The sequence below is a fragment of the Rhizobium sp. BIGb0125 genome (genome assembly GCF_024810055.1).
In the GTDB taxonomy this organism is placed as follows: domain Bacteria; phylum Pseudomonadota; class Alphaproteobacteria; order Rhizobiales; family Rhizobiaceae; genus Agrobacterium.
The window spans coordinates 1-20,037 of sequence record NZ_JANUDV010000004.1 but is presented as its reverse complement, the minus strand read 5'-3'; the positions used below and the strand labels follow the sequence as shown (position 1 = coordinate 20,037).

Genomic DNA, 20,037 nt, shown 5'->3' with positions numbered 1-20,037 from the left:
TATCGGGTTCAAGAGCGAGCGTCAACAAAATTGTGGTAACGTTTCCACATTTTGTTTCAGATATTCGAGCATAGGCAATTCGAAGCCATTGAAACTAATCAGACGGCATTGGTGTGTGTCCCGCAGGAATTAAGGGTTTGCTTGCCATTTGGGCGTATCGTTCTAACGTACCAGCCCCGCCTTGCCGTTCTTGTTCGGCGCCCTTTCAGGACCAAAATCTTGCCACGCACAGCCATTTCACCGCAATCGACAGGTGTCGTTATCCTTGGCGGAGCGCACGGAGCACTGGCATTGGCAAGAAGCCTCGGGCGCTCAGGCATAAAGGTACATTATATCAGTAATGATTCCCCCCTCACCGGCTGGTCGCGCTTCGTGCAAAAGCAGATCAGATGGCCAGGCGCGGACCATGCGGACGCAACCGGCTTCCTTGTGGATTTTGCTCGTAAAAACGCATTGCAAGGTAGTCTTTTGGTGCCGGCCGGCGACGCAGAGGTTTTACTGGTCTCGCAAGAGAAACAGATCCTGCAAGCGGAATACCGCATCATGTTACCGCAATGGCAAGAGCTGCAATGGCTGTGCGACAAACCTCTTCTCTACAAGCGTGCAGAGGAACTGGGGCTGCAATATCCACGCACATACGAACTGGCATCCACCGAAGAAGCGCACTTGCTGGCGCCCACATTCCCAGTGATCTTGAAACCCAATATGGGTGGTGGAAACAGCCGAATCGTCAAGGCAAAAGTCATCAGGGCTGATGACAAGACGACATTTATTGACAGTTTCACCGATGCTGCCGGAGAAATTGGTGCGCGCAATGTTGTTGTGCAGGAACTTATCCCTGGCGGTGGTGAAAGCCAGTTTTCCTATGTCGGCTTGTGGCATGATGGAAAAGCGGTGGCTGAATTCACGGCGCGCCGCACCCGGCAATATCCGGTCGATTTCGGCTTCACCAGCACCTATGTCGAGGTCGTCAGCGAACCTGCACTGATCGAAGCATCGCACAAGCTACTCTCGTCCCTGACATTTAGTGGTCTGGTCGAAATTGAGTTCAAACGCCATGCTCTCAACGGCACCCTCAATATTCTCGACGTCAATCCAAGACCCTGGGCCTGGCTCGCACTTTCAGCCGCAGCCGGTATCGATTTCGGCCCAATGATGTGGAACATCGCCCAAGGATATCAGACACCAGTATCTGCCACCGCAAAGCCCGGAACAGCATGGATTTACGCTGTTCGAGACCTTGCTGCGGCCATGACACTCATCAAACGCGGCAAGCTGCGAATGGGAACGTTCATCCGTTCCTTCACCAAAGTGCGCGCCGTGGCGGCGTTTGCCTGGAACGATCCCCTGCCGGGCCTGCTTGACCTGCCGTTAACCGCATGGCGTGTATTGACACGCAGAGTACTCAACCTGTCAAAGAAGTAAAATCGCGAGACAACCGGACCGATCCCATGTTCTCTTTGAAATCCGCAAAGCGCATCCTGAAATATGAGATTATCAGGGCCGGTCTCGAAGTCTCTGCCATCCCGGTTATTCGGGCCTTGTTTCCCAAAGCAGGTGGACGGGGCCTCATTTTCACCCTGCATCATGTCCGCCCGGATGCGCCACCCGCCTTTGGCCCGAACGCCATTCTCTCGGTCACCCCGCAATTCCTGGAAGAGGCGATCAACGCCGCGCTGGAATTGAACCTCACGCCGGTACATTTGCATGATCTGCCAGCCCTGCTGAGCGACCCGACAGATGTCAGGTCTTTTGTCGCATTCACGTTGGATGACGGCTATCGCAACAATGCGCAGTTTGCGGCGCCTATCTTCCGCAAATACAAAGTTCCCTACACGATATTCATATCCCCGGGCCTCACACAACGCACGCGTTCCATGTGGTGGGAAACCGCGGAGGCACTGGTCCGCCAACAGGACAAATTTGACTTTGATTTTGGCCAAGGCACTGAAACCATAATAGCAGCAAGCCTAACGCAAAAATACGATGCGTTTGACCGTCTGGCCGCCTTCGTGCACTCAAATGATGAGGATGTCGCCGTTGCACGCATTGACGCGGCAGCGCGTCAGTATGGCGTCGATCCGCTCAGCATTGTCGATAATCTCATCATGACAACGGATGAGTTGCACCGACTGGTAAGCGACGATGCATTTGCGCATATGGGTGCGCATACCATGACACATGTTAATCTGAAACGTGTCGACCAAGCACGACTGGAAAGTGAAATCCGCCAGTCAATTTCGACATTGCACGGCTTTACAGGCGTCAAGCCGCGCTCGTTCTCTTATCCCTACGGCTACAAGTCGGCAACGGGAGAACGCGAAGCGGATGCCGTTCTAAGTGCTGGCATCCCGGTCGCCGTCACCACGCAACCGGGTGTTCTGTCGAACGCCAGTCTTGACACCATGGGACTTCTACCTCGCGTTTCCCTGAACGGCCTTTTCCAGAAAAAACGCTATGTGAAAACACTGGTGTCCGGCATCCCGTTCAAGATTGCAAAATAGACGGGGGGCGGAGCATCCTCAAAGCCTGCGCCCATCAGCGCCAAAGATGTGTGTATTTGCAAGCTCAAACGCCAGCGGAATGGTTTCACCAATCCTGATGTGCTTTTGGCCATCCAGTAGCACCGTCGCGGACTGGCCATCCACTGTATTGGTGTAGACAACGGTCGAACCACCCAAATGCTCGACAAGCTGAATTGCGCCCTGACCAAGGGTGGCTGACTGTGCCTGCGGTTCAACATGTTCGGGCCGCACACCAAAAGTCAGCGGCTCGCCGTCTTGTGCCGCCAATGGTTTTTCAAGCTGTATTTTCTGGCCTGCAACCTCCAAAGTTCGCTTTGAACCATCGTCGGCCGCCAGCTTCGCACTGAGAAAATTCATCTTTGGCGAGCCAATGAAGCCTGCAACGAACTGGTTTGCCGGGTGGTTGTAGAGGTCAAGCGGCTTGCCAACCTGCATGATATGTCCGTCCCGAAGCACAACAATCTTATCGGCCATGGTCATGGCTTCCACCTGATCATGCGTCACATAAATCATTGTACTGCCAAGTGTCTGGTGCAGCTTGGCGATTTCAACGCGCATCTGCACGCGCAGTTCGGCATCAAGGTTGGACAGAGGTTCATCGAACAAAAATATCTTGGGTTCGCGCACAATTGCACGCCCAATCGCAACACGCTGACGCTGGCCACCGGAGAGTGCTTTTGGCTTGCGCTGCAACAGTGGATCAATCTGCAGAATATCAGCTGCCTTTTTGACGCGTGCTTCGATTTCCGGCTTCTTGTAACCGGCCGTTTCCAGACCAAAAGCCAGGTTCTTATAAACACTCATATGCGGGTACAGCGCATAGGACTGAAACACCATGGCGATGCCTCGCTTGGACGCAGCCGTCTCATTCACCCGCTCACCATCAATACGCAATTCGCCGCCGGAGATTTCTTCCAGCCCGGCAATCATGCGCAACAGCGTAGACTTGCCACAGCCGGAAGGACCGACAAAAACCGTAAACTCACCCGGCTCAATTTGCAGGTCGATGCCGTGGATGACTGGCAGCGAACCATAACGTTTGACGATTTTTTCCAGTATAATGCTGCTTGCCATATCGTTTCCTCCCGTCCGGCAGCCTAGATCCAGCCTGTTAAGGCCGCCAGCTCTTGTACTTCGGATGGGCCTGCGTAATCGGCAGAGCAACATCGCTGTTGGTATCGTTTGAATGATAAATCGCCGTCAAAAGCTCCAAGGAGCGGTGCGCGTCATCACTCGTCACCGGCGGGCGTTCTCCTTTTTCAAGCGTCTCATAAAAGGCTGCCATCTGGCCGTTGAACCGTCGACCAATCGACGGCATTTCTTTAACAAGCTCAGCGATTTTCAAACCAATCTCTTCATTTGCAGGAATGATCTGCCACGGCCCATCCCCGGGCGAATAGGCAGAATGCACGCTTTCGAAGGTGACATTTTCAAATGCGAGTCGGAGGCGGCTGATCTCTTCCTGAGACCCCAACGTGCAGGTGGCGGAAACAAGCGCACCATTTTGCATGAGAAGGCTGGCTGAAACACAATCCTCAACCTCAATGGCATTGACTCGCGTTGCCGTGCGCGCAAAAACACGCTCAACCGGTCCCATGAGATATGTCAGCATGTCATGCAGATGGATTGCATGGGTCATCAGCACGCCGCCAAGCTCGGTTGCCCAGCGTCCACGCCACGGATTGTCGTAATAATCGGCAGTACGCTTCCAGAAGGTTTCTGCAGTCCCAGCATAAGGTTTACCTGCCAATCCGCTTTCAATGATGTGACGCGCCTGAGCGACACCTTCACCATATCGGTACTGGAAAATCGGCATGAGAACGCCTTTTGCGGTCTGTTCGGCACGCCTTACTTCATCCACTTCCGCCAATGATCCTGTCAGCGGCTTTTCGCAAACGACATGTTTTCCTGCGGCAAGCGCCTGCAGAATGAGCTTGGTATGGGTGGCGGGCGGCGTGCAGATATCGATGATGTCGATATCCTCCATAGCCATCACCTCATCGGACAGGCGTGTCCGCGTTTTGACACCGAACTCGTCAGCAACCGCATTCAGCCTGACCTCATCGAGATCACACAACACAGCAACTTCATATTTGTCGGCATGCGGAAAATATCCCTCTTCCATATGCGACTTGCCGATACCGCAGCCGATAACGCCGACCTTGTAACGCTTAGCCATGGATTTTATCCTCCGCCAGCTTCTGGGCCTTCAGGGCTAGTTCCATCGCCGCGTAACAACGGGCCTGCGGCATCGCCGTTTCGGTACGGTTGCGGATATCGGCAATCAGTTGCGCACCATAGGGAAGCTGCACATTAGAGCAATCGATGTATTGAACACCCTTTTTGTCGCTGAGGAACAGGTGATTGCCACCTTCACGACCAGCAACGTCAATATTTTTGCGCAGTTCGATTGCGCCTTCCGTTCCAGTGATAAACAGACGACCATCACCCCAGCTCGGCAACCCTTCGGGTGTAAACCAGTCTACTCGGATAAAGCCATCGGCATCAGCAGTCGAAAGATGGATATCACCGCTGTCCTGCAGGCCAGGAAACTGCGAATTGGCACGGTTTGAAACCGTTGCCGACAGGATGTCGGCCGTATCTGACCCCGTGAAAAACAGGAATTGTTCGCATTGGTGCGACGCTATATCAACCAGAATACCGCCGTATCGCTCGCGCTTGAAAAACCACTCGGGTCGGGTCGGTGCGCGCAAGCGATGTGGCCCAAAACCGGCCGTCGACACCACCTTGCCAATTGCGCCAGCGGCAATCAGTTCTCCCGCTTTTACGGTCGCTCGATTTTCGAAATGCTCTGAGTAGAGAATAGAGAAAATGCGGCCAGTGTCTTCCTGAACGCGTTTCACCTCGGCAAGTTGTTCAAGCGTGGTCATTCCAGGTTTATCAACCATCACATCCTTGCCCGCCTTCATCGCTTGGATGGCGATGCCAGCACGCTCATCGGGGATGGCGGCGCTGATAATCAGATCGATGGTTTCGTCTTCAATAAGGCGGCGCTTATCATCAAACCGCTGTGCGCCGGGGAATTTCGCGCTGTAGGCCTGGGACAAGTCGTCTTCCACTGCATGGAAACCGACAAACTCAGCGCCCGCATCCAGCAGGCAACGGGTTTGCCCGGTAATGTGGTCGTGGTTGATGCCTATGGCTGCAAATCGAACAGGTTTCATGGGTATGCCTTGGCGTTTCAGCGTTTCATGCCGGTTGTTGCGATGCCTTCGATCAGAAGGCGCTGGAAAAACAGGAAGAAGAGGAAAACAGGTATCAGCGACAGGTTGGACATGGCGAACAAGGCTGTCCAGTCGGAGCTACCGGTGGAGTCGATGAAGGACCGCAGACCAAGCTGCACCGTGTAGGTATTGATATCGTTCAGATAAATCAGCGGCCCGAAGAAATCGTCCCAAGTCCAGATGAAAGAAAAGATCGCGGCAGTGGCAAGGACCGGCAAAGACAAGGGCAGCATGATCTTCCAGTAGATACGGAAGGGGCTGCATCCATCCATCACCGCAGCCTCGTCCAGTTCTCGCGGAATACCACGGAAGAACTGCACCATAAGAAAGATGAAGAAGGCATCGGTCGCCAGATATTTTGGCACAATCAACGGCAGTGATGTGTTGACCCAGCCAAGCTCCAAAAACATGATGTACTGCGGAATGAGCACAACGTGATAGGGCAGCATCAATGTGCCCAGCATCAAGGCAAACCAGAAATTGCGCCCACCAAACCGTAGTCTCGCAAAGGCGAAGGCCGCCAGCGAACATCCGACCACATTGCCTATGGTTGCCAGCACTGCGATGAAAAACGAGTTCCAGAAGAACTGGCCGAAACTGACCTGCAAACCTGTCCAGCCACGGATATAACCGCCGAGATCAAGTGCCGATGGAATAAGCGACGAGGAGCCGAACAGTTCCTCCTGCGGTCGGAACGAGCCGGAGATCATCCACAAAATGGGATAGAGCATGCCGATCGAACTGATGATCAGGGCCACATGCAACAAGGTGGAGCGAAGCGGCGAACGTTGAACTTCGGTTCCCGGACGTGGGGCGGTAACAACATCAGTCATCGTAATGCACCCAATAACGTGCGCTGAGGAAGGAGAAGGCTGTGAACAAAGAAATGATGACAACCAGTATCCATGCCAAAGCGGAGGCGTATCCCATACGGAAGAAACCAAAGGCTTCCTGATAGAGATACAATGTGTAGAACAATGTCGAATTGATCGGTCCGCCGGTACCCTCGGAGATGATGAAGGCTGGCGTAAATGCCTTAAAGGCGTCGATTGTCTGGATCACCGCATTGAAGAAAATCACTGGCGTCAGCAGCGGCAACGTAATGCGGAAAAATTGACGTGTTTTGCTGGCACCGTCCATTTCAGCCGCTTCATACATGTCCTGCGGGATTTGGCGAAGGCCGGCCAGGAAGATGATCATCGGCGAGCCGAACTGCCACACGGACAGGATAACCAGCGTGTAGAGCGAATAATCAGGGTTGGAGACCCAACTTGGTCCCTCGTAACCGAACAATTGCCACAGGATCATGTTGACGAGACCGTCGGAGGCAAACAGCTGGCGCCACAATACCGCAATTGCCACACTGGAACCGAGAAGCGATGGCAGGTAGAAGATAGCACGGTAGAGCGTCAGGCCCTTGATGCCGCGATTGAACGCCATCGCAACCAGCAAGGCAAAAGCCAGCTTCAGCGGCACCGACAGCAGAACATAGGTAAAGGTCACCTTCATCGCTGCGGCAAATTTCGGATCCGCCGTGGCAATGCGCACATAGTTGGATGCCCCAACCCAGTCGGGCGACTGCAGCAAATCGTAATTGGTGAATGACAGGTAGAGCGAGGCCAAAGCAGGGCCCAGCGTCAGGCCGAAAAAGCCGATCAGCCATGGCAGCAGAAACATATAGGCGTGGAAGTTGCGATCAAAAACACGACGCAAACCGCCCCGTTTTGAGAGAGCCGTTTCACGGCCCTCCCTCGCAAGAATGTCAGACTGCATGGTCATTTGCGATTACTTCCGCTTCAGAACAGCTTCAGCTTCTGTGACAAGGCGCTCACCGCCCTGCTCCGGCGTCATTTTCCCAAACGATACTTCCTGGCTGGTGCGGGTCAGTACGAACGCCAACTCCCCGGCGCCGGGTGGTGGTGCAGGCGGCAAGTCACCGACATCAGGGGTAATGTCGGCGATATATTTCACCATTGCCTGGCTGACGTCGTTCAGCTTTGGACCCAACTGGCTACGCATGGCTTCTGATGCTGGCACGCCGCGTTCCACACCCAGGATATCAACGCCTTCCGGCTCCGATACGAGGAAGTTGATAAATTCAACCGCCGCTTCAGCACCCGCACTGCCATTGGCAACGCTCATCAGCATGGACGGCTTGAGATAGTGACCGGATGGCGAATCCTTGGAAACCTTTGGATAGGAGGTCAACGACAGCTTAGCCTTGTTGAGTGCCTGATAGCCGACAAACTGGTTGGAGTGAGCAAAAGCCGTCGCCGACTTGCCCGTGGTCAACGGGTTTGTTTCAATGTTCAACTGATCAAGGGCCTGGATATCTGCGGGAACACAGGCGCCAGCTTCACGCATCTTGGCCCACATCGTAAACCACTTGGCGGCATCGCTAGCATCGTATCCCAGACCGCCTTCCGGCGTGAATAGTGACTTGCCGTTCTGGCGCAGCCAGTTTTCGTAACTGGGCTCTAGACCACTGGAGTCAGCCGTTGCAAAATAACCGGGCTTTGGTTTGTTCTTGCCAAAGATCGTGGCATTTTCTGCAAACTCTTCCCATGTCTGACCAACTGATGGTGGCGTTGCCTTGGCTTTTTCCCAGGCTGCAGCATCAAAAAACATGACGCTGGAATTCACACCGAGATTGACGCCGTAAAGCTTGCCATCCACGCGGCCGGAATCGATGTTCATCTTGCCGAAATCATCAATTTTCAGCGCCTTGCCAATATAATCATCAAGTGGCGCCAGCGCGCCGCGGCGCGCATATTCAAAAATATAACGGTAATCCATCTGGATCAGGTCTGGGGCATTGCGCCCGGCAACCTGTGTCGCAAGGCGTGGCCAGTAATCACTCCAGCCTGCGAATTCTCCCGCAATCGCAAGGTCGGGCTTTACCGCCTTATAGGCCTCAATGGCCTTGTTGGTACGGTCAGCTCGCTCCTGCGAACCCCACCATAACATGCGGAGGCGCGCAGCCTGCGCATTGGCAGAACCACCGCCAAGAGTTGCAAGAGTTAAGGCCGCAAGGCCTCCCGAAAGCACAGTGCGCCTGTGAAGCGTCATGGACATTGGCAACTCCTCCCATATTGAATGCCAATTGATGATGCTCGAGAACAGCTATTGCTGTTTTATAACTAATTGGTTACATGGGAACACTGATCGAGCGCATTGTCAAGCGGGTGTCGTGATGGATAAAACAAATACGAATAACAATATTGATCCGGACATAAACGAGAGCGTGAAGCCTGTTCGCAAACGCGGGTCTACACAGCAGCGCAATCCAGAACGGACACGCGCGGCCATTCTAGAGGCGGCCCGTCGCGAGGTCGCAGCGAAGGGGCTGGCCGGAGCACGTATCGATGTTGTGGCGCGCAGGGCCGGCACAAACAAGCGCATGATTTATCACTATTTTGGTGACAAGGATGCGCTTTATCTTGCAGTCCTTGAAGACGCTTATCACCACATTCGTCACGCAGAACACAGACTGGACCTGACCCACAAGGCACCGTCTGCAGGTCTAAAAGAACTCGCGCTTTTTACCTGGCATTACTTTCTGGATCACCCGGAATTTCTCAGCATTCTCGCAACTGAGAACCTCAATCAGGCCCGCTATCTCAGGCAATCCACAACGATTACCGAGATGCATTCCAACTTTATCTCGGAACTGGAAAACGTGCTGAAGCGTGGCGCTGAAAGCGGTGAATTTCGAGCCGGCCTTGATCCGGTCGACGTTTATCTGACCATCGCTTCACTCGGATTTTTTTACCTGTCGAACCGCTACACGCTTTCAACAATTTTCCAGCGGGACCTTGCCGCACCGGCAGAACTCGATCGATGGGGACAGCATATTGTCGATACCGTGCTAGCCAGCATAAGACCCTGACGTCACCATCGATTCAGATACATCTGATGCCTTAAAGGCGCGCGCCGCTGCGCGCCCGTCGTTGCATTGCATCACCCTTGCCGCCTCACGGCACAGGAAAATGGCGCCTCCATATTTTGAAAAACATCTTGACAGAACAGGCCTTTCAATTTCACAAATAACCAAATGGTTACAAGTTGCCATTGTCTGAGGAGACACCGCCTTTGGGAGAAGGTGGTCATGGGAGGAAATATCATGAAACGTATTGGCGTCATCATGCATGGCATTACTGGCCGCATGGGTTACAACCAGCACCTTGTGCGTTCTGTTCTTGCCATTCGCGATCAGGGCGGCGTCACACTAAAAAGTGGCGAAAAAGTTATGCTTGATCCGATTCTCGTCGGGCGAAACGGTGAAAAAATCGAGGCTATTGCCAAGAAACACAACATTGCGCGCTGGACGACAGATATTGACGCCGCATTGGCCAACCCGGACGATACGCTGTTTTTTGACGCTGGCACCACCCAGATGCGCGGCAGCCTGCTGACGAAGGCCATCAAGGCGGGCAAGAATGTCTATTGTGAAAAACCGATTTCCGACAACATGGAAGAAGCGATTGCAGTTGCGCGCCTTGCGGAAAACTCGGGCATCAAACATGGCGTTGTACAAGACAAGCTGTTCCTGCCGGGCCTGCGCAAATTGGCAATGCTGCGCGATAGCGGCTTCTTCGGCAAAATCCTCTCGGTTCGTGGCGAGTTCGGCTATTGGGTGTTTGAAGGTGACTGGCAGCCAGCGCAACGTCCATCCTGGAATTATCGCCTGCAGGATGGCGGCGGCATTATTCTCGATATGCTGTGCCATTGGCGCTACGTGCTCGACAATCTGTTTGGTGAAGTCAAAGCTGTGAGCTGCCTTGGTGCAACGCATATTCCACGGCGTTTCGATGAACAAGGCCGCCCTTACGTTGCCGACGCCGATGACGCCGCCTATGCCACATTTGAACTTGAAGGTGGCGTTATCGCTCACATCAATTCGTCATGGGCAGTTCGCGTTCGTCGCGACGATCTCGTCACCTTTCAAGTGGATGGCACCCATGGCTCTGCCGTGGCCGGCCTGACGAAATGCTGGACACAGCATCGCACCAACACACCTAAACCGGTCTGGAACCCGGACCAGCCGCAGACAATCGATTTTTACAAGACATGGCAGGAAGTGCCTGACAACACCGCGTACGACAACGGCTTCAAAGCCCAATGGGAAATGTTCGTTCGGCATCTGGTTGACAATGATCCTTGGCCATACGGCCTGATCGAAGGCGTCAAGGGCGTACAGCTGGCGGAACTGGGGCTAAAATCCTGGAAGGAACGCCGCTGGCTCGATGTTCCGGCCATTTCCTGAGGGAGGCGACAATGACCGAACTCAAGCTGCCGAAAGATGATCGCTCGATCGAGCTTTACACACTGAGTGGTACACCTATAGCGCTCGAAAAGCGCAGTGCCGCAGATTTTAACCGCGTGGCCTTTGCAGCCGCCCATGTTGTCGCAGACCCATTTGCAGAAAACGACCCATGGCTGACCCCGGCCATTGACTGGGAAGGCACGCTGCATTTCCGCCACCGGCTGTGGGATTTGGGGCTCGGTGTTGCCGAAGCCATGGATACCGCCCAGCGTGGTATGGGACTAGCATGGCCACAGGCGCAGGAACTGATTTCCCGCTCCCTGAAGGAAGCTGCAAGTCGCAAGGACGCATTGATCGCCTGCGGCGTCGGTACTGATCATCTGGTCGGCACCGATTACAGCCTCGATGCGATTGTTGACGCCTATCTTGAACAGCTGGATTTCGTGCAAGGCGAAGGTGGACGGGTCATCTTGATGGCAAGTCGCGCATTGGCGGCCGCAGCAAAATCACCTGACGATTATCTCGAAACCTATGCACGGGTTCTCGCACCGGCAAAAGAGAAGGTTATCATCCACTGGCTGGGTGAAATGTTCGATCCCGCGCTGGAAGGTTATTGGGGATCGGGCGATCATATGGCGGCGATGGATACCTGCCTTGGAATGATTTCTGCCAATGCCGACAAAATCGACGGCATCAAGATTTCTCTTCTTTCCAAGGAAAAGGAAATATTGATGCGTCGCCGGCTGCCATCTGGTGTGCGCATGTATACCGGCGACGACTTCAATTACGCCGAACTCATTGCCGGTGATGAGCACGGCCATTCCGACGCTTTGCTTGGCATTTTTGATTCCATCGCGCCCGCCGCGTCCAAGGCACTCGCCAGTCTGAAACGTGGTGCCAACAATGAGTTCTTCGACATTTTGGAGCCAACCGTTGCGTTGTCGCGCCATATATTCAAGGCACCAACACGTTTTTATAAAACTGGCGTTGTCTTCCTTGCTTACCTCAATGGACTACAAAACCATTTCACCATGATTGGTGGACAGGAAAGTACCCGTTCGACTCAACATTTTGCAGAGCTGTTCCGATTGGCTGACAAGGCCAATGTCTTGGCGGACCCGGATGAAGCCACACATCGCATGAAAGCATTTCTCGCTGTTCGAGGTGTCAATTGAGATGTCCGAAACACCTGTCTTGAAAATCAAGGACGCCGCAATTTACGAACGGCGTCTTGCCATGCGGGTGCCGTTTCGTTTTGGTGCGGCCACCGTAACCGAAGCAACGCAGGCTTTTCTCTCGCTGACGATCGAGGACAGCAAGGGACGCGTAGCGGAAGGTTATGCAGCCGAGTTGATGGTGCCCAAATGGTTCGACAAGAACCCGGATCTTGGAAATGCCGAGAACGAAGATCAACTGCGTCAATCGCTGCATATGGCGGTCGCCCTTACTAGAACGGCAGAGCTTGCAACGGCTTTTGAGCTTCATGCGAGGATGGAGCCTCAGCATCACAATGATGCGGCAAAGCGCGGTTTTAACGGCCTTATCGCATCATTTGGACTTGCCCTTGTCGACCGTGCCATTCTCGACGCACTTTGCAGGCTCAATGATTTGTCCGTTACAGACGCAATCCGCATAAACCTACCCGGCATCAATGCATCGACCACGCCCGATCTTGCCGCATTTGATATGCGCGTTTTCCTCGAAGGTTTAAAACCACAACCAAGCCTCTTTCTGCGTCATACGGTCGGCTACATAGATGCGCTGCGACCTGATGACATCAAGGCCCCTCGCCTCAATGACGGCTTACCGGAATGCCTGGAAGAAGAAATCGCGACCTACGGCATACGCTACTTCAAGCTCAAGGTATCGGGACGACCAAAAGAAGACACGGAAAGACTGAAGGCCATAGCAGCAGTTCTGGCGACCCTGCCAGACTATCGGGTGACACTTGATGGTAACGAACAGTTCGCAGATGAAGACAGTGTGCTCGATCTATTGGCGCGGATTGATGCTGAACCGGCACTTGCACAGTTGCGACGCTCCCTGCTGTTCATCGAACAGCCGATAGCCAGGCATAATGCTTTCAATCAATCTGTATCCCGCCTTGCCGCCAAGGTACCGGTTGAAATTGATGAATCGGATGGCACACCAGACGCTTTCCTGTTGGCGAAAGCGCAGGGGTATCGCGGCATCTCATCGAAATCCTGCAAGGGCTTTTACCGTTCGGTTCTGAACGCCATGCGCATTTCAAAATGGAATGGCGAAAATAGCGGCGGTTACTTCATGTCGGCGGAAGATTTGACTACGCAGGCTGGCATTGCAGTTCAGCAGGATTTGGCGCTGGCCGCCCTGCTCGGCCTTGGCCACATCGAGCGAAACGGTCACCACTATGTTAACGGCATGGCCGGAGCAACAGACAGTGAAAACCACGCCTGGCTGAGTGCGCATCCGGATCTCTACCGTAATGCAGGCGACAGCCGAGCCAAACTCAATGCCGTCAACGGCCAGATTTCTTTGGCGACAGTTATCGCGGCCAAGGGGCTTGGGGTGGCAGCCAATGCGGCGAAAGCCACATTTAGCGCCTTGGAAACATCTTCGTCAGATCAGGAGAGAACATAATGACTATCGACGGTCTTTCGATCAATTTTGCGACAATCAAACAGGGTGGTTCATTCGGCGCACTGATCGATGCCTGCCTTGCCCATGGCATCACCACCATTTCTCCGTGGCGCGATCAGGTTCACGGTGTTGGTCTGAAAGAGGCCGCCACAATCATCGAACAAAACGGCATACGCCTCAGCGGCCATTGCCGCGGTGGGTTTTTCCCCGCACCGGACGAAGCCGGACGACAAAAAGCTCTCGAAGATAACCGTCGCGCGGTAGATGAAGCAGCCGCCATGAACGCAGATTGCCTGGTCATGGTGGTCGGCGGATTACCACAGGGCTCTCGCGATATTGTAGGAGCAAGACAAATGGTTGAGGATGGCATGGCGGCACTTTTGCCCTATGCCCGTGCGGCCGGCGTTCCGCTAGCCATCGAGCCTCTTCATCCGTTTTATGCCGCAGATCGCGCATGTTTCAACACACTCAAGCAGTCGCTCGACCTTTGTGACAGGCTGGGAGACGGCACAGGCGTCGCCATTGATGTGTATCATGTGTGGTGGGATCCCGAGCTTCAGGAACAGGTGGCACGCGCTGGTCGCAACGGTCAAATTCTGGCGCATCATATCTGCGACTGGCTTGTCCCAACCACGGACCCGCTTAATGATCGCGGCATGATGGGAGATGGCGTCATCGACCTGAAAGGCTTCCGGCGCATGATAGAAGCTGCCGGTTTCCATGGCCCCCAAGAGGTGGAGATTTTCTCGCACCGCTGGCTGGCCCGTCCAGTGGACGAGGTACTGTCGACAATCGTCCAGCGCTACCAAACCGTTTGCTGATGCATATCGAACGGAAAACAGGCGATGGCGCACCTAACGTTGGGTCTGCTTGCCACATTGGGTTTAACATCCATTAGAGCCGAACTAATTGCGCCAGTATGTAAAGCTGCCGTAAAATGCATCAGCCGCCGACATAAAAAACGGCCACATCCCACCAGTCTTTTCCATTGGCCAATCGCCTTTGCCGCGCTGCGTATCCCCCATCTAAAACCAGAAATTGCTGTCTAGGGACACGCATCAAGGGAACAAACAAGCCTGGCCAATCATTTCCCAATCCTGAAAACATAAGCAAGGATTGGCACAGTATGCGTATCAACGAAGGCTTGGAAAAGACAGCAACAGGGAAACTCTGGACGCTGGAATTTGCCGACAGCCCCGTTATTGCCACTGCCATACATGACGGACATGCGGTGCGCGCCGACATCAGCGATATCATGGCACTTTCGGCTGATCAAAGGCTGCGTGAAGAAGATCCGTTTACCGGCGAGATTATTCGCGACGTCCAGAACCGCATCATCGTCCATCACTCGCGGTTTGAAACCGATCTCAATCGCGCCAAACCGGATGCGGTCTACACCAGACCCGAACAATCCTGGGGTCTTGAGGTCTGGAAAAGGCCCCTGTCCCCTGACGAATTTGAACAATCCCTTTCATTTCATGATGACTATTACGCAACGCTCGAAACTGTGTTGAAGCGCATGGAAAAGCGGCACGGCCAGTTTATCGTTCTGGATGTCCACAGCTACAACCATCGCCGTGGCGGCGCAGATGGTGCCCCTACGCCGCAAGCTGACGCCCCTGATATTAACATCGGAACATGGTCGATGGATACGCAGCGCTGGAGCAGTGTTGTAACGGCACTCGGACAGCTTTTTGCATCACGCCGGATAAAAGGCCGTCTTTTGGACGTCCGCGAAAATGTGGCCTTTCAGGGCAAGGGTGAGCAGACCCGTTTCATTCACGAGCGGTTTCCGCAAACCGGTTGCGCAATAGCAGTCGAATTCAAAAAAATCTTCATGGATGAATGGACAGGCGAGCCAGATCAGCAGGCGATTACCGAGTTGAGAGAACTTGTATCAGCGGGCGCCAAGATGCTTGAGAGCTTGGTTCGGGATGCCAGATGAGCGTTGTTCCTCTGATCAGTACAACAGCGAGCGACGAACTGCTGGATGATGTCGTCAACTGTCTTCAGGCGGGCACTCCCGTTCGCCGAGATATCGGCACGGCGGGGCGTTTGCACATCGACCGGCCATTGCCATTCCTGTGTGTTCACATTGCAGGCGGTACAAAGGACCTCGCTGCCCGCGATGTCGTCGCTGCAAATGCATCTTATCTCATTGCCAATACTCTGAATGAAGCCGCCCCGCTTATCCGGGCAGTCGGCAACGCCATGCGAAAGACCTTTGGCGCATTCATGCTACTGGATGTCGGCGAACTCGAACATGACATCCTTCTTGCCGATGACTCGCCATATCTTCCACATTTCAATGTCTCTGTCTCAGCGAGCAACGGGCCTGAAATACATATCGCCATGGAGGCGTTCATCAAGGCTGTCTGCGATGCAGAGGTCATGTTCCGAATACCGCGTATTACAGCGCCGCGTCCAGAAGACGACCCTCAGCTTAAATTGCGCAAAGCTGGCATCGATTTTCCCAGTATCACCGTGCGTTATGCACCAATCTATCGACAACCCGAATCCGGTGCTTTTTATCCAGACCTGCGGGAACGTCTGATCTCCAACATTTCCGATGCAGGGTTACAGGCTTTCGCGGCCTATAGCAGCAAGACCGGAGCGCTCGAAACTGCTTCACACCGCGCACTTGGCCGTAAAGCTTTCGTCGACGCTGTGCGTCGTGCAGATCGTGCTATGGACGAGATCGTTTCTTCTTTCGACTTTCTACTCGCCGTCACGCCCATCAATGCCGGTCAGGCATTCAAGGAGTTTGAAAAAAGCGATTTTGAGCGTGAGCCAAAGTTCCTCTATCGTCCATTGGGCGTGGACGTGGAAGCACAAAAACGAAAACTCTATTCTATTGCTTTCGAACATCTGGAAGATCCGGTTCTTTATCGTCTTTACAGAGAAAAGCAGCAGGAGACAGACCTGCAACTGACGATGTTACGGTCGTTGAACACCCACCGCTTCACGGATTTCAGCCGCGCCCTTTACGGTCCGGTCGAGGACAACCTGCTCTCTCTTGCCAAAGATGTGCTTGCACATTGCAAACTGGATGAAGATGCAAGCGAGATTGCCATGGCAGATTGTTATGAGGTGGCTCAAAAGTCCCGTGACATGGTGGCGGCATATCATGATGTTTCACCCGAGTTTTCGGCGAGGGTTGAAATACGGGACGACTTGCCACCCGGCCTTATGGTCACCGGCAGCAAGTTGCTTGTCTCACGCCATACATTGATGGAACGGCGACGGATCGATGCCCTTCTTTCCCACGAAATCGGCGTGCATCTTTTAACATACTTCAACGGCTCCTCGCAGGGCCTGCGAGTATTCAGAAATGGCCTTTCCGGCTACGAAGGTGTTCAGGAAGGGCTGGCCGTGCTGGCTGAATATCTCACCGGCGGCATGACTCGCGAACGCCTGCGCCTGATTGCAGCGCGGGTCGTTGCCTGCGCGGCCATGCTTGACGGCGCATCATTTACCGAAACATTTCACCTGATGACCAAAACCCACGGACTTAGTGCTGCGGGTGCTTTCAACCTGACACTGAGGATTTATCGCGGTGGTGGCTTGAGCAAGGATGCGATCTATCTTCGCGGTCTGGCCCAGGTGGTCTTCCATCTGCGCGATGGCGGCTCACTTGATCCATTCTGGATGGGCAAAATTGCTGCCGATCATTTTCCCATTATGCAGGAATTGGCACAACGTGGCCTCCTGCGCTCACCAAATATTTATCCGGCATTTCTCGCTGACGAAAGCGCAAAAAAGCGACTGGAAGACATCAGCAAGGGATTGCCAATATCGGACATGGCAAATCTTTAGGAGGGACATATGCGTATTGCATTTTTCGTAAATTCCATCGAGTCAGAAGGCCCACAGTTTGCAACCGCACTGATGGCTATGGCAGCACTCAATCGCGGACATGAGGTCGTATACCTCTGCCCCGGCGATTTCAGCCTGCGTGATGACGACAGCCTCGCTGTTCATGCAGCAGTGTTACCACACGCTAAATATAAGAAGCCGGAAACCTTCCATGCCGCTTTGCAGGACAAGGCTCTGGAACGCAAGACATTCGATGTTAGCGAAATCGATGCATTGATGTTGCGCAACGACCCGTCGCTTGACCTGACAGCCCGCCCTTGGGCAGTTCATGCCGGTGTGCTGTTCGGACGAATGGCGGCAGAACGCGGTGTGGTTGTCCTCAACGATCCCGAGGGACTGACAAAGGCCCAGAACAAGCTCTATTTTCAAAGCTTTCCGGAAATTGTGCGCCCTACCACACTGATCACCCGTAATCCGGATGAACTGCGCAGCTTTGTGGAACAGCATCCCAAAGGGGTTGTTGTAAAGCCTTTACAGGGATCAGGCGGAAAGAACGTATTTAAAATCAGCTCCAGCAAGGAAGCCAACCTTAACCAGATTTTCGAAGCTATCAGCGTCGAAGGCTATTTGATTGCGCAGGCATATCTGCCAGCTGCGACCGAAGGTGACGTTCGGTTTTTCATGATGAATGGCAAGCCACTTGTCCATAATGGCGTGCATGCGGCGCTGAGACGCGTCCCTGCCAAGGGCGATCTGCGTTCCAACATTCATGCAAAGGGGACTGCGGAGGCCGTAAAAATCAATGACGACATTCTGGCGCTTGCAGAGGTCATGCGTCCCAAACTGATTGAGGACGGAATGTTCCTTGTCGGCCTCGATATTGTCGGTGACAAGATATTGGAAGTGAATGTTTTTTCGCCGGGCGGCCTGTGGAATATCAAAGAATTGAGCGGTGTAGACTTCAGCGACACAATCATTCAAGCAGTCGAGCAAAAAGTGACCATGCAGAAAGCAGCCAGCAAGCCGATCTGCAACCGCATCCTCGCGGCCATCTAAAACACTTCGCAGAAAAAATGCCCGGCAAAAATGCCGGGCAAGTGGGGAGGAGTTGGGCTGATGCCCCGGGACACGGGCCGCAATGGAGATGCGGCCCGACAGAAGATGCGATATATCGGCTTAAGCACACCCCATATAGGGGCGAAGATTACGCCGGTTTGGTATAGTCGAAACACCTTTTGCGCGGTTAAGCGCCAAGCACTTTAATGTGCGCCTTCGTACTCCAGAGATGCACCAATCAGTTCACGCGCATAATCATGCGTGGCACCGTTTCCAGCGATGGCTTGGCGCGGCAGGATTTCGGTAATTTCGCCCCGCAACATCACCGCAAAGCGATCACACATGTGATCAACCACAGCCAGATCATGGGTGACCATGATGTAGGTAAAACCACGCTCTTCGCGAAGACGCTGCAACAGGTTGAGAATTTCCGCCTGAACAGACACATCCAGTGCCGAAGTTGGTTCATCCAATAGCAGTAAGGATGGCTCCAGGATCAGCGCACGGGCAATAGCAACGCGTTGGCGCTGACCGCCGGACAGCTGGTGGGGAAAACGATCAAGGAAGGAAACCGGCAAGCCAACATCGGTGATGGCCTTGCGCATTCGCTCTTCCCTGTCTCCCAGCTTGTGGATGACCAGCGGTTCATTCAGAACTGTGCGCACCGACTGGCGCGGATGCAAGGAACCATATGGATCCTGAAACACCATTTGCAGGATGCGGCAACGGTCGATCAGCGGCATATCCCGAACGGATTTGCCGGCGATCAGCACCTCACCCTTCCAGAAATCCGTCAGCATGGAAACGCAACGCAGAACGGTGGACTTGCCAGAGCCGGATTCTCCCACCAGTCCGAAACATTCTCCCGGCTGAACAGAAAACGATACACCGGGCAGAACCTTGACCGCATTGGGTTCAGTACCGAAGGAAATGGAAAGATCGCGAGTTTCAACAGAAACGGACATCAGACAGTTTCCTCCAGCCATTCAGGACGACGGTCGAGCACCGCAAGCGGCGCACGCGCGCCGCCAATACGCGGCTGTGCAGCCAGCAGACCACGCGTGTAAGGATGTTGCGCATTATCGAGATTACGTGCCTCAAGGGTTTCCACAACGCGGCCGGCATACATGATAAGAACGCGGTCACAGAAATTGCGCACCAGATTAAGGTCGTGACTGATCATGATCAGGCCAATACCGCGATCGCGGACAAGACTGTCGAGAATATTGAGCACCTGAAGGCGCACGGTCACATCAAGCGCCGATGTTGGCTCATCGGCAATCACCAGATCAGGATCGGCCAGCAGCATCATGGCAATCATCACACGCTGGCCCATACCGCCAGAAATCTCGTGCGGATACTGCTGGTAGACACGCTGTGGGTCACGGATCTTCACCGCCTCCAGCATGGCCAGTGCCTTGTCTTTGGCTTCCGACTTGGCGCATTTGAAATGCCGCAAATAGGTTTCAGCCACCTGATCGCCCACCCGACGGATCGGGTTCAACGAAAA

Annotated in this window: 18 protein-coding genes; 10 read left to right on the top strand and 8 right to left on the bottom strand. The window is 53.9% G+C overall.

Going from position 1 to position 20,037, the window contains the following annotated elements:
- Positions 1-219: 219 nt before the first annotated feature.
- Both M2418_RS11870 and M2418_RS11865 read left to right on the top strand, forming a co-directional pair.
- Positions 220-1,425 (top strand): ATP-grasp domain-containing protein, encoded by a 1,206-nt coding sequence (locus M2418_RS11870; protein WP_259146726.1) that lies wholly within the window; start codon positions 220-222, stop codon positions 1,423-1,425.
- 26 nt (positions 1,426-1,451) lie between these two features.
- Positions 1,452-2,504 carry a polysaccharide deacetylase family protein gene (locus M2418_RS11865; protein ID WP_259146723.1) on the top strand — a complete coding sequence of 351 codons (1,053 nt, stop codon included), beginning with the start codon at positions 1,452-1,454 and terminating at the stop codon, positions 2,502-2,504.
- Positions 2,505-2,522: 18 nt separating this feature from the next.
- Here M2418_RS11865 and M2418_RS11860 read toward each other — a convergent pair whose 3' ends face one another.
- From M2418_RS11860 to M2418_RS11835, 6 genes are all read right to left on the bottom strand, one after another.
- Complete coding sequence (locus M2418_RS11860; protein ID WP_250985141.1) at positions 2,523-3,599, bottom strand: ABC transporter ATP-binding protein; 1,077 nt, start codon at positions 3,597-3,599, stop codon at positions 2,523-2,525.
- Positions 3,600-3,636: 37 nt separating this feature from the next.
- On the bottom strand, positions 3,637-4,704 hold the full coding sequence (locus M2418_RS11855; RefSeq protein ID WP_259146719.1) for a Gfo/Idh/MocA family protein: 1,068 nt from the start codon (positions 4,702-4,704) through the stop codon (positions 3,637-3,639).
- Entirely contained in the window at positions 4,697-5,710 is a 1,014-nt protein-coding gene (locus M2418_RS11850; protein WP_259146718.1) for a Gfo/Idh/MocA family protein, read from the bottom strand. The genes M2418_RS11855 and M2418_RS11850 overlap by 8 nt, the downstream gene beginning before the upstream one ends.
- Positions 5,711-5,727: 17 nt before the next feature.
- Positions 5,728-6,603 carry a carbohydrate ABC transporter permease gene (locus M2418_RS11845; protein WP_259146717.1) on the bottom strand — a complete coding sequence of 292 codons (876 nt, stop codon included), beginning with the start codon at positions 6,601-6,603 and terminating at the stop codon, positions 5,728-5,730.
- Positions 6,596-7,447, bottom strand: a complete 852-nt coding sequence (locus M2418_RS11840; protein ID WP_405049421.1) for a carbohydrate ABC transporter permease — start codon at positions 7,445-7,447, stop codon at positions 6,596-6,598. The genes M2418_RS11845 and M2418_RS11840 overlap by 8 nt, the downstream gene beginning before the upstream one ends.
- Before the next feature lie 108 nt (positions 7,448-7,555).
- On the bottom strand, positions 7,556-8,845 hold the full coding sequence (locus M2418_RS11835; RefSeq protein ID WP_259146716.1) for an ABC transporter substrate-binding protein: 1,290 nt from the start codon (positions 8,843-8,845) through the stop codon (positions 7,556-7,558).
- A 118-nt stretch (positions 8,846-8,963) separates the two neighbouring features.
- On the opposite strand from M2418_RS11835, the gene M2418_RS11830 reads away from it, so the two are divergent.
- The 8 genes from M2418_RS11830 to M2418_RS11795 all read left to right on the top strand — a co-directional run bounded on the left by M2418_RS11830 (position 8,964) and on the right by M2418_RS11795 (position 18,527).
- On the top strand, positions 8,964-9,659 hold the full coding sequence (locus M2418_RS11830) for a TetR/AcrR family transcriptional regulator (RefSeq protein WP_250985347.1): 696 nt from the start codon (positions 8,964-8,966) through the stop codon (positions 9,657-9,659).
- Positions 9,660-9,893: 234 nt separating this feature from the next.
- Positions 9,894-11,036 carry a Gfo/Idh/MocA family protein gene (locus tag M2418_RS11825; protein WP_259146715.1) on the top strand — a complete coding sequence of 381 codons (1,143 nt, stop codon included), beginning with the start codon at positions 9,894-9,896 and terminating at the stop codon, positions 11,034-11,036.
- An 11-nt stretch (positions 11,037-11,047) separates the two neighbouring features.
- Positions 11,048-12,211, top strand: a complete 1,164-nt coding sequence (locus M2418_RS11820; protein ID WP_259146714.1) for a dihydrodipicolinate synthase family protein — start codon at positions 11,048-11,050, stop codon at positions 12,209-12,211.
- 1 nt (position 12,212) lies between these two features.
- Positions 12,213-13,655, top strand: a complete 1,443-nt coding sequence (locus M2418_RS11815) for an enolase C-terminal domain-like protein (protein ID WP_259146713.1) — start codon at positions 12,213-12,215, stop codon at positions 13,653-13,655.
- Positions 13,655-14,476, top strand: coding sequence for a sugar phosphate isomerase/epimerase (locus tag M2418_RS11810; RefSeq protein ID WP_259146711.1), 822 nt, complete (start codon positions 13,655-13,657; stop codon positions 14,474-14,476). The genes M2418_RS11815 and M2418_RS11810 overlap by 1 nt, the downstream gene beginning before the upstream one ends.
- A gap of 305 nt (positions 14,477-14,781) precedes the next feature.
- Positions 14,782-15,600, top strand: a complete 819-nt coding sequence (locus M2418_RS11805) for an N-formylglutamate amidohydrolase (protein WP_259146708.1) — start codon at positions 14,782-14,784, stop codon at positions 15,598-15,600.
- Positions 15,597-17,471 carry a flavohemoglobin expression-modulating QEGLA motif protein gene (locus M2418_RS11800; RefSeq protein WP_259146705.1) on the top strand — a complete coding sequence of 625 codons (1,875 nt, stop codon included), beginning with the start codon at positions 15,597-15,599 and terminating at the stop codon, positions 17,469-17,471. Before M2418_RS11805 ends, M2418_RS11800 begins: the two co-directional genes overlap by 4 nt.
- A 9-nt stretch (positions 17,472-17,480) precedes the next feature.
- Positions 17,481-18,527 (top strand): glutathione synthetase, encoded by a 1,047-nt coding sequence (locus tag M2418_RS11795; protein ID WP_259146702.1) that lies wholly within the window; start codon positions 17,481-17,483, stop codon positions 18,525-18,527.
- A gap of 203 nt (positions 18,528-18,730) precedes the next feature.
- On the opposite strand, the gene M2418_RS11790 is transcribed toward M2418_RS11795, so the two are convergent.
- Positions 18,731-19,492, bottom strand: a complete 762-nt coding sequence (locus tag M2418_RS11790; protein ID WP_192489323.1) for an ABC transporter ATP-binding protein — start codon at positions 19,490-19,492, stop codon at positions 18,731-18,733.
- Positions 19,492-20,037, bottom strand: a 546-nt coding sequence (locus tag M2418_RS11785; protein ID WP_259146698.1) for an ABC transporter ATP-binding protein, incomplete at its 5' end; no start/stop codon positions are given. The genes M2418_RS11790 and M2418_RS11785, both read right to left, overlap by 1 nt.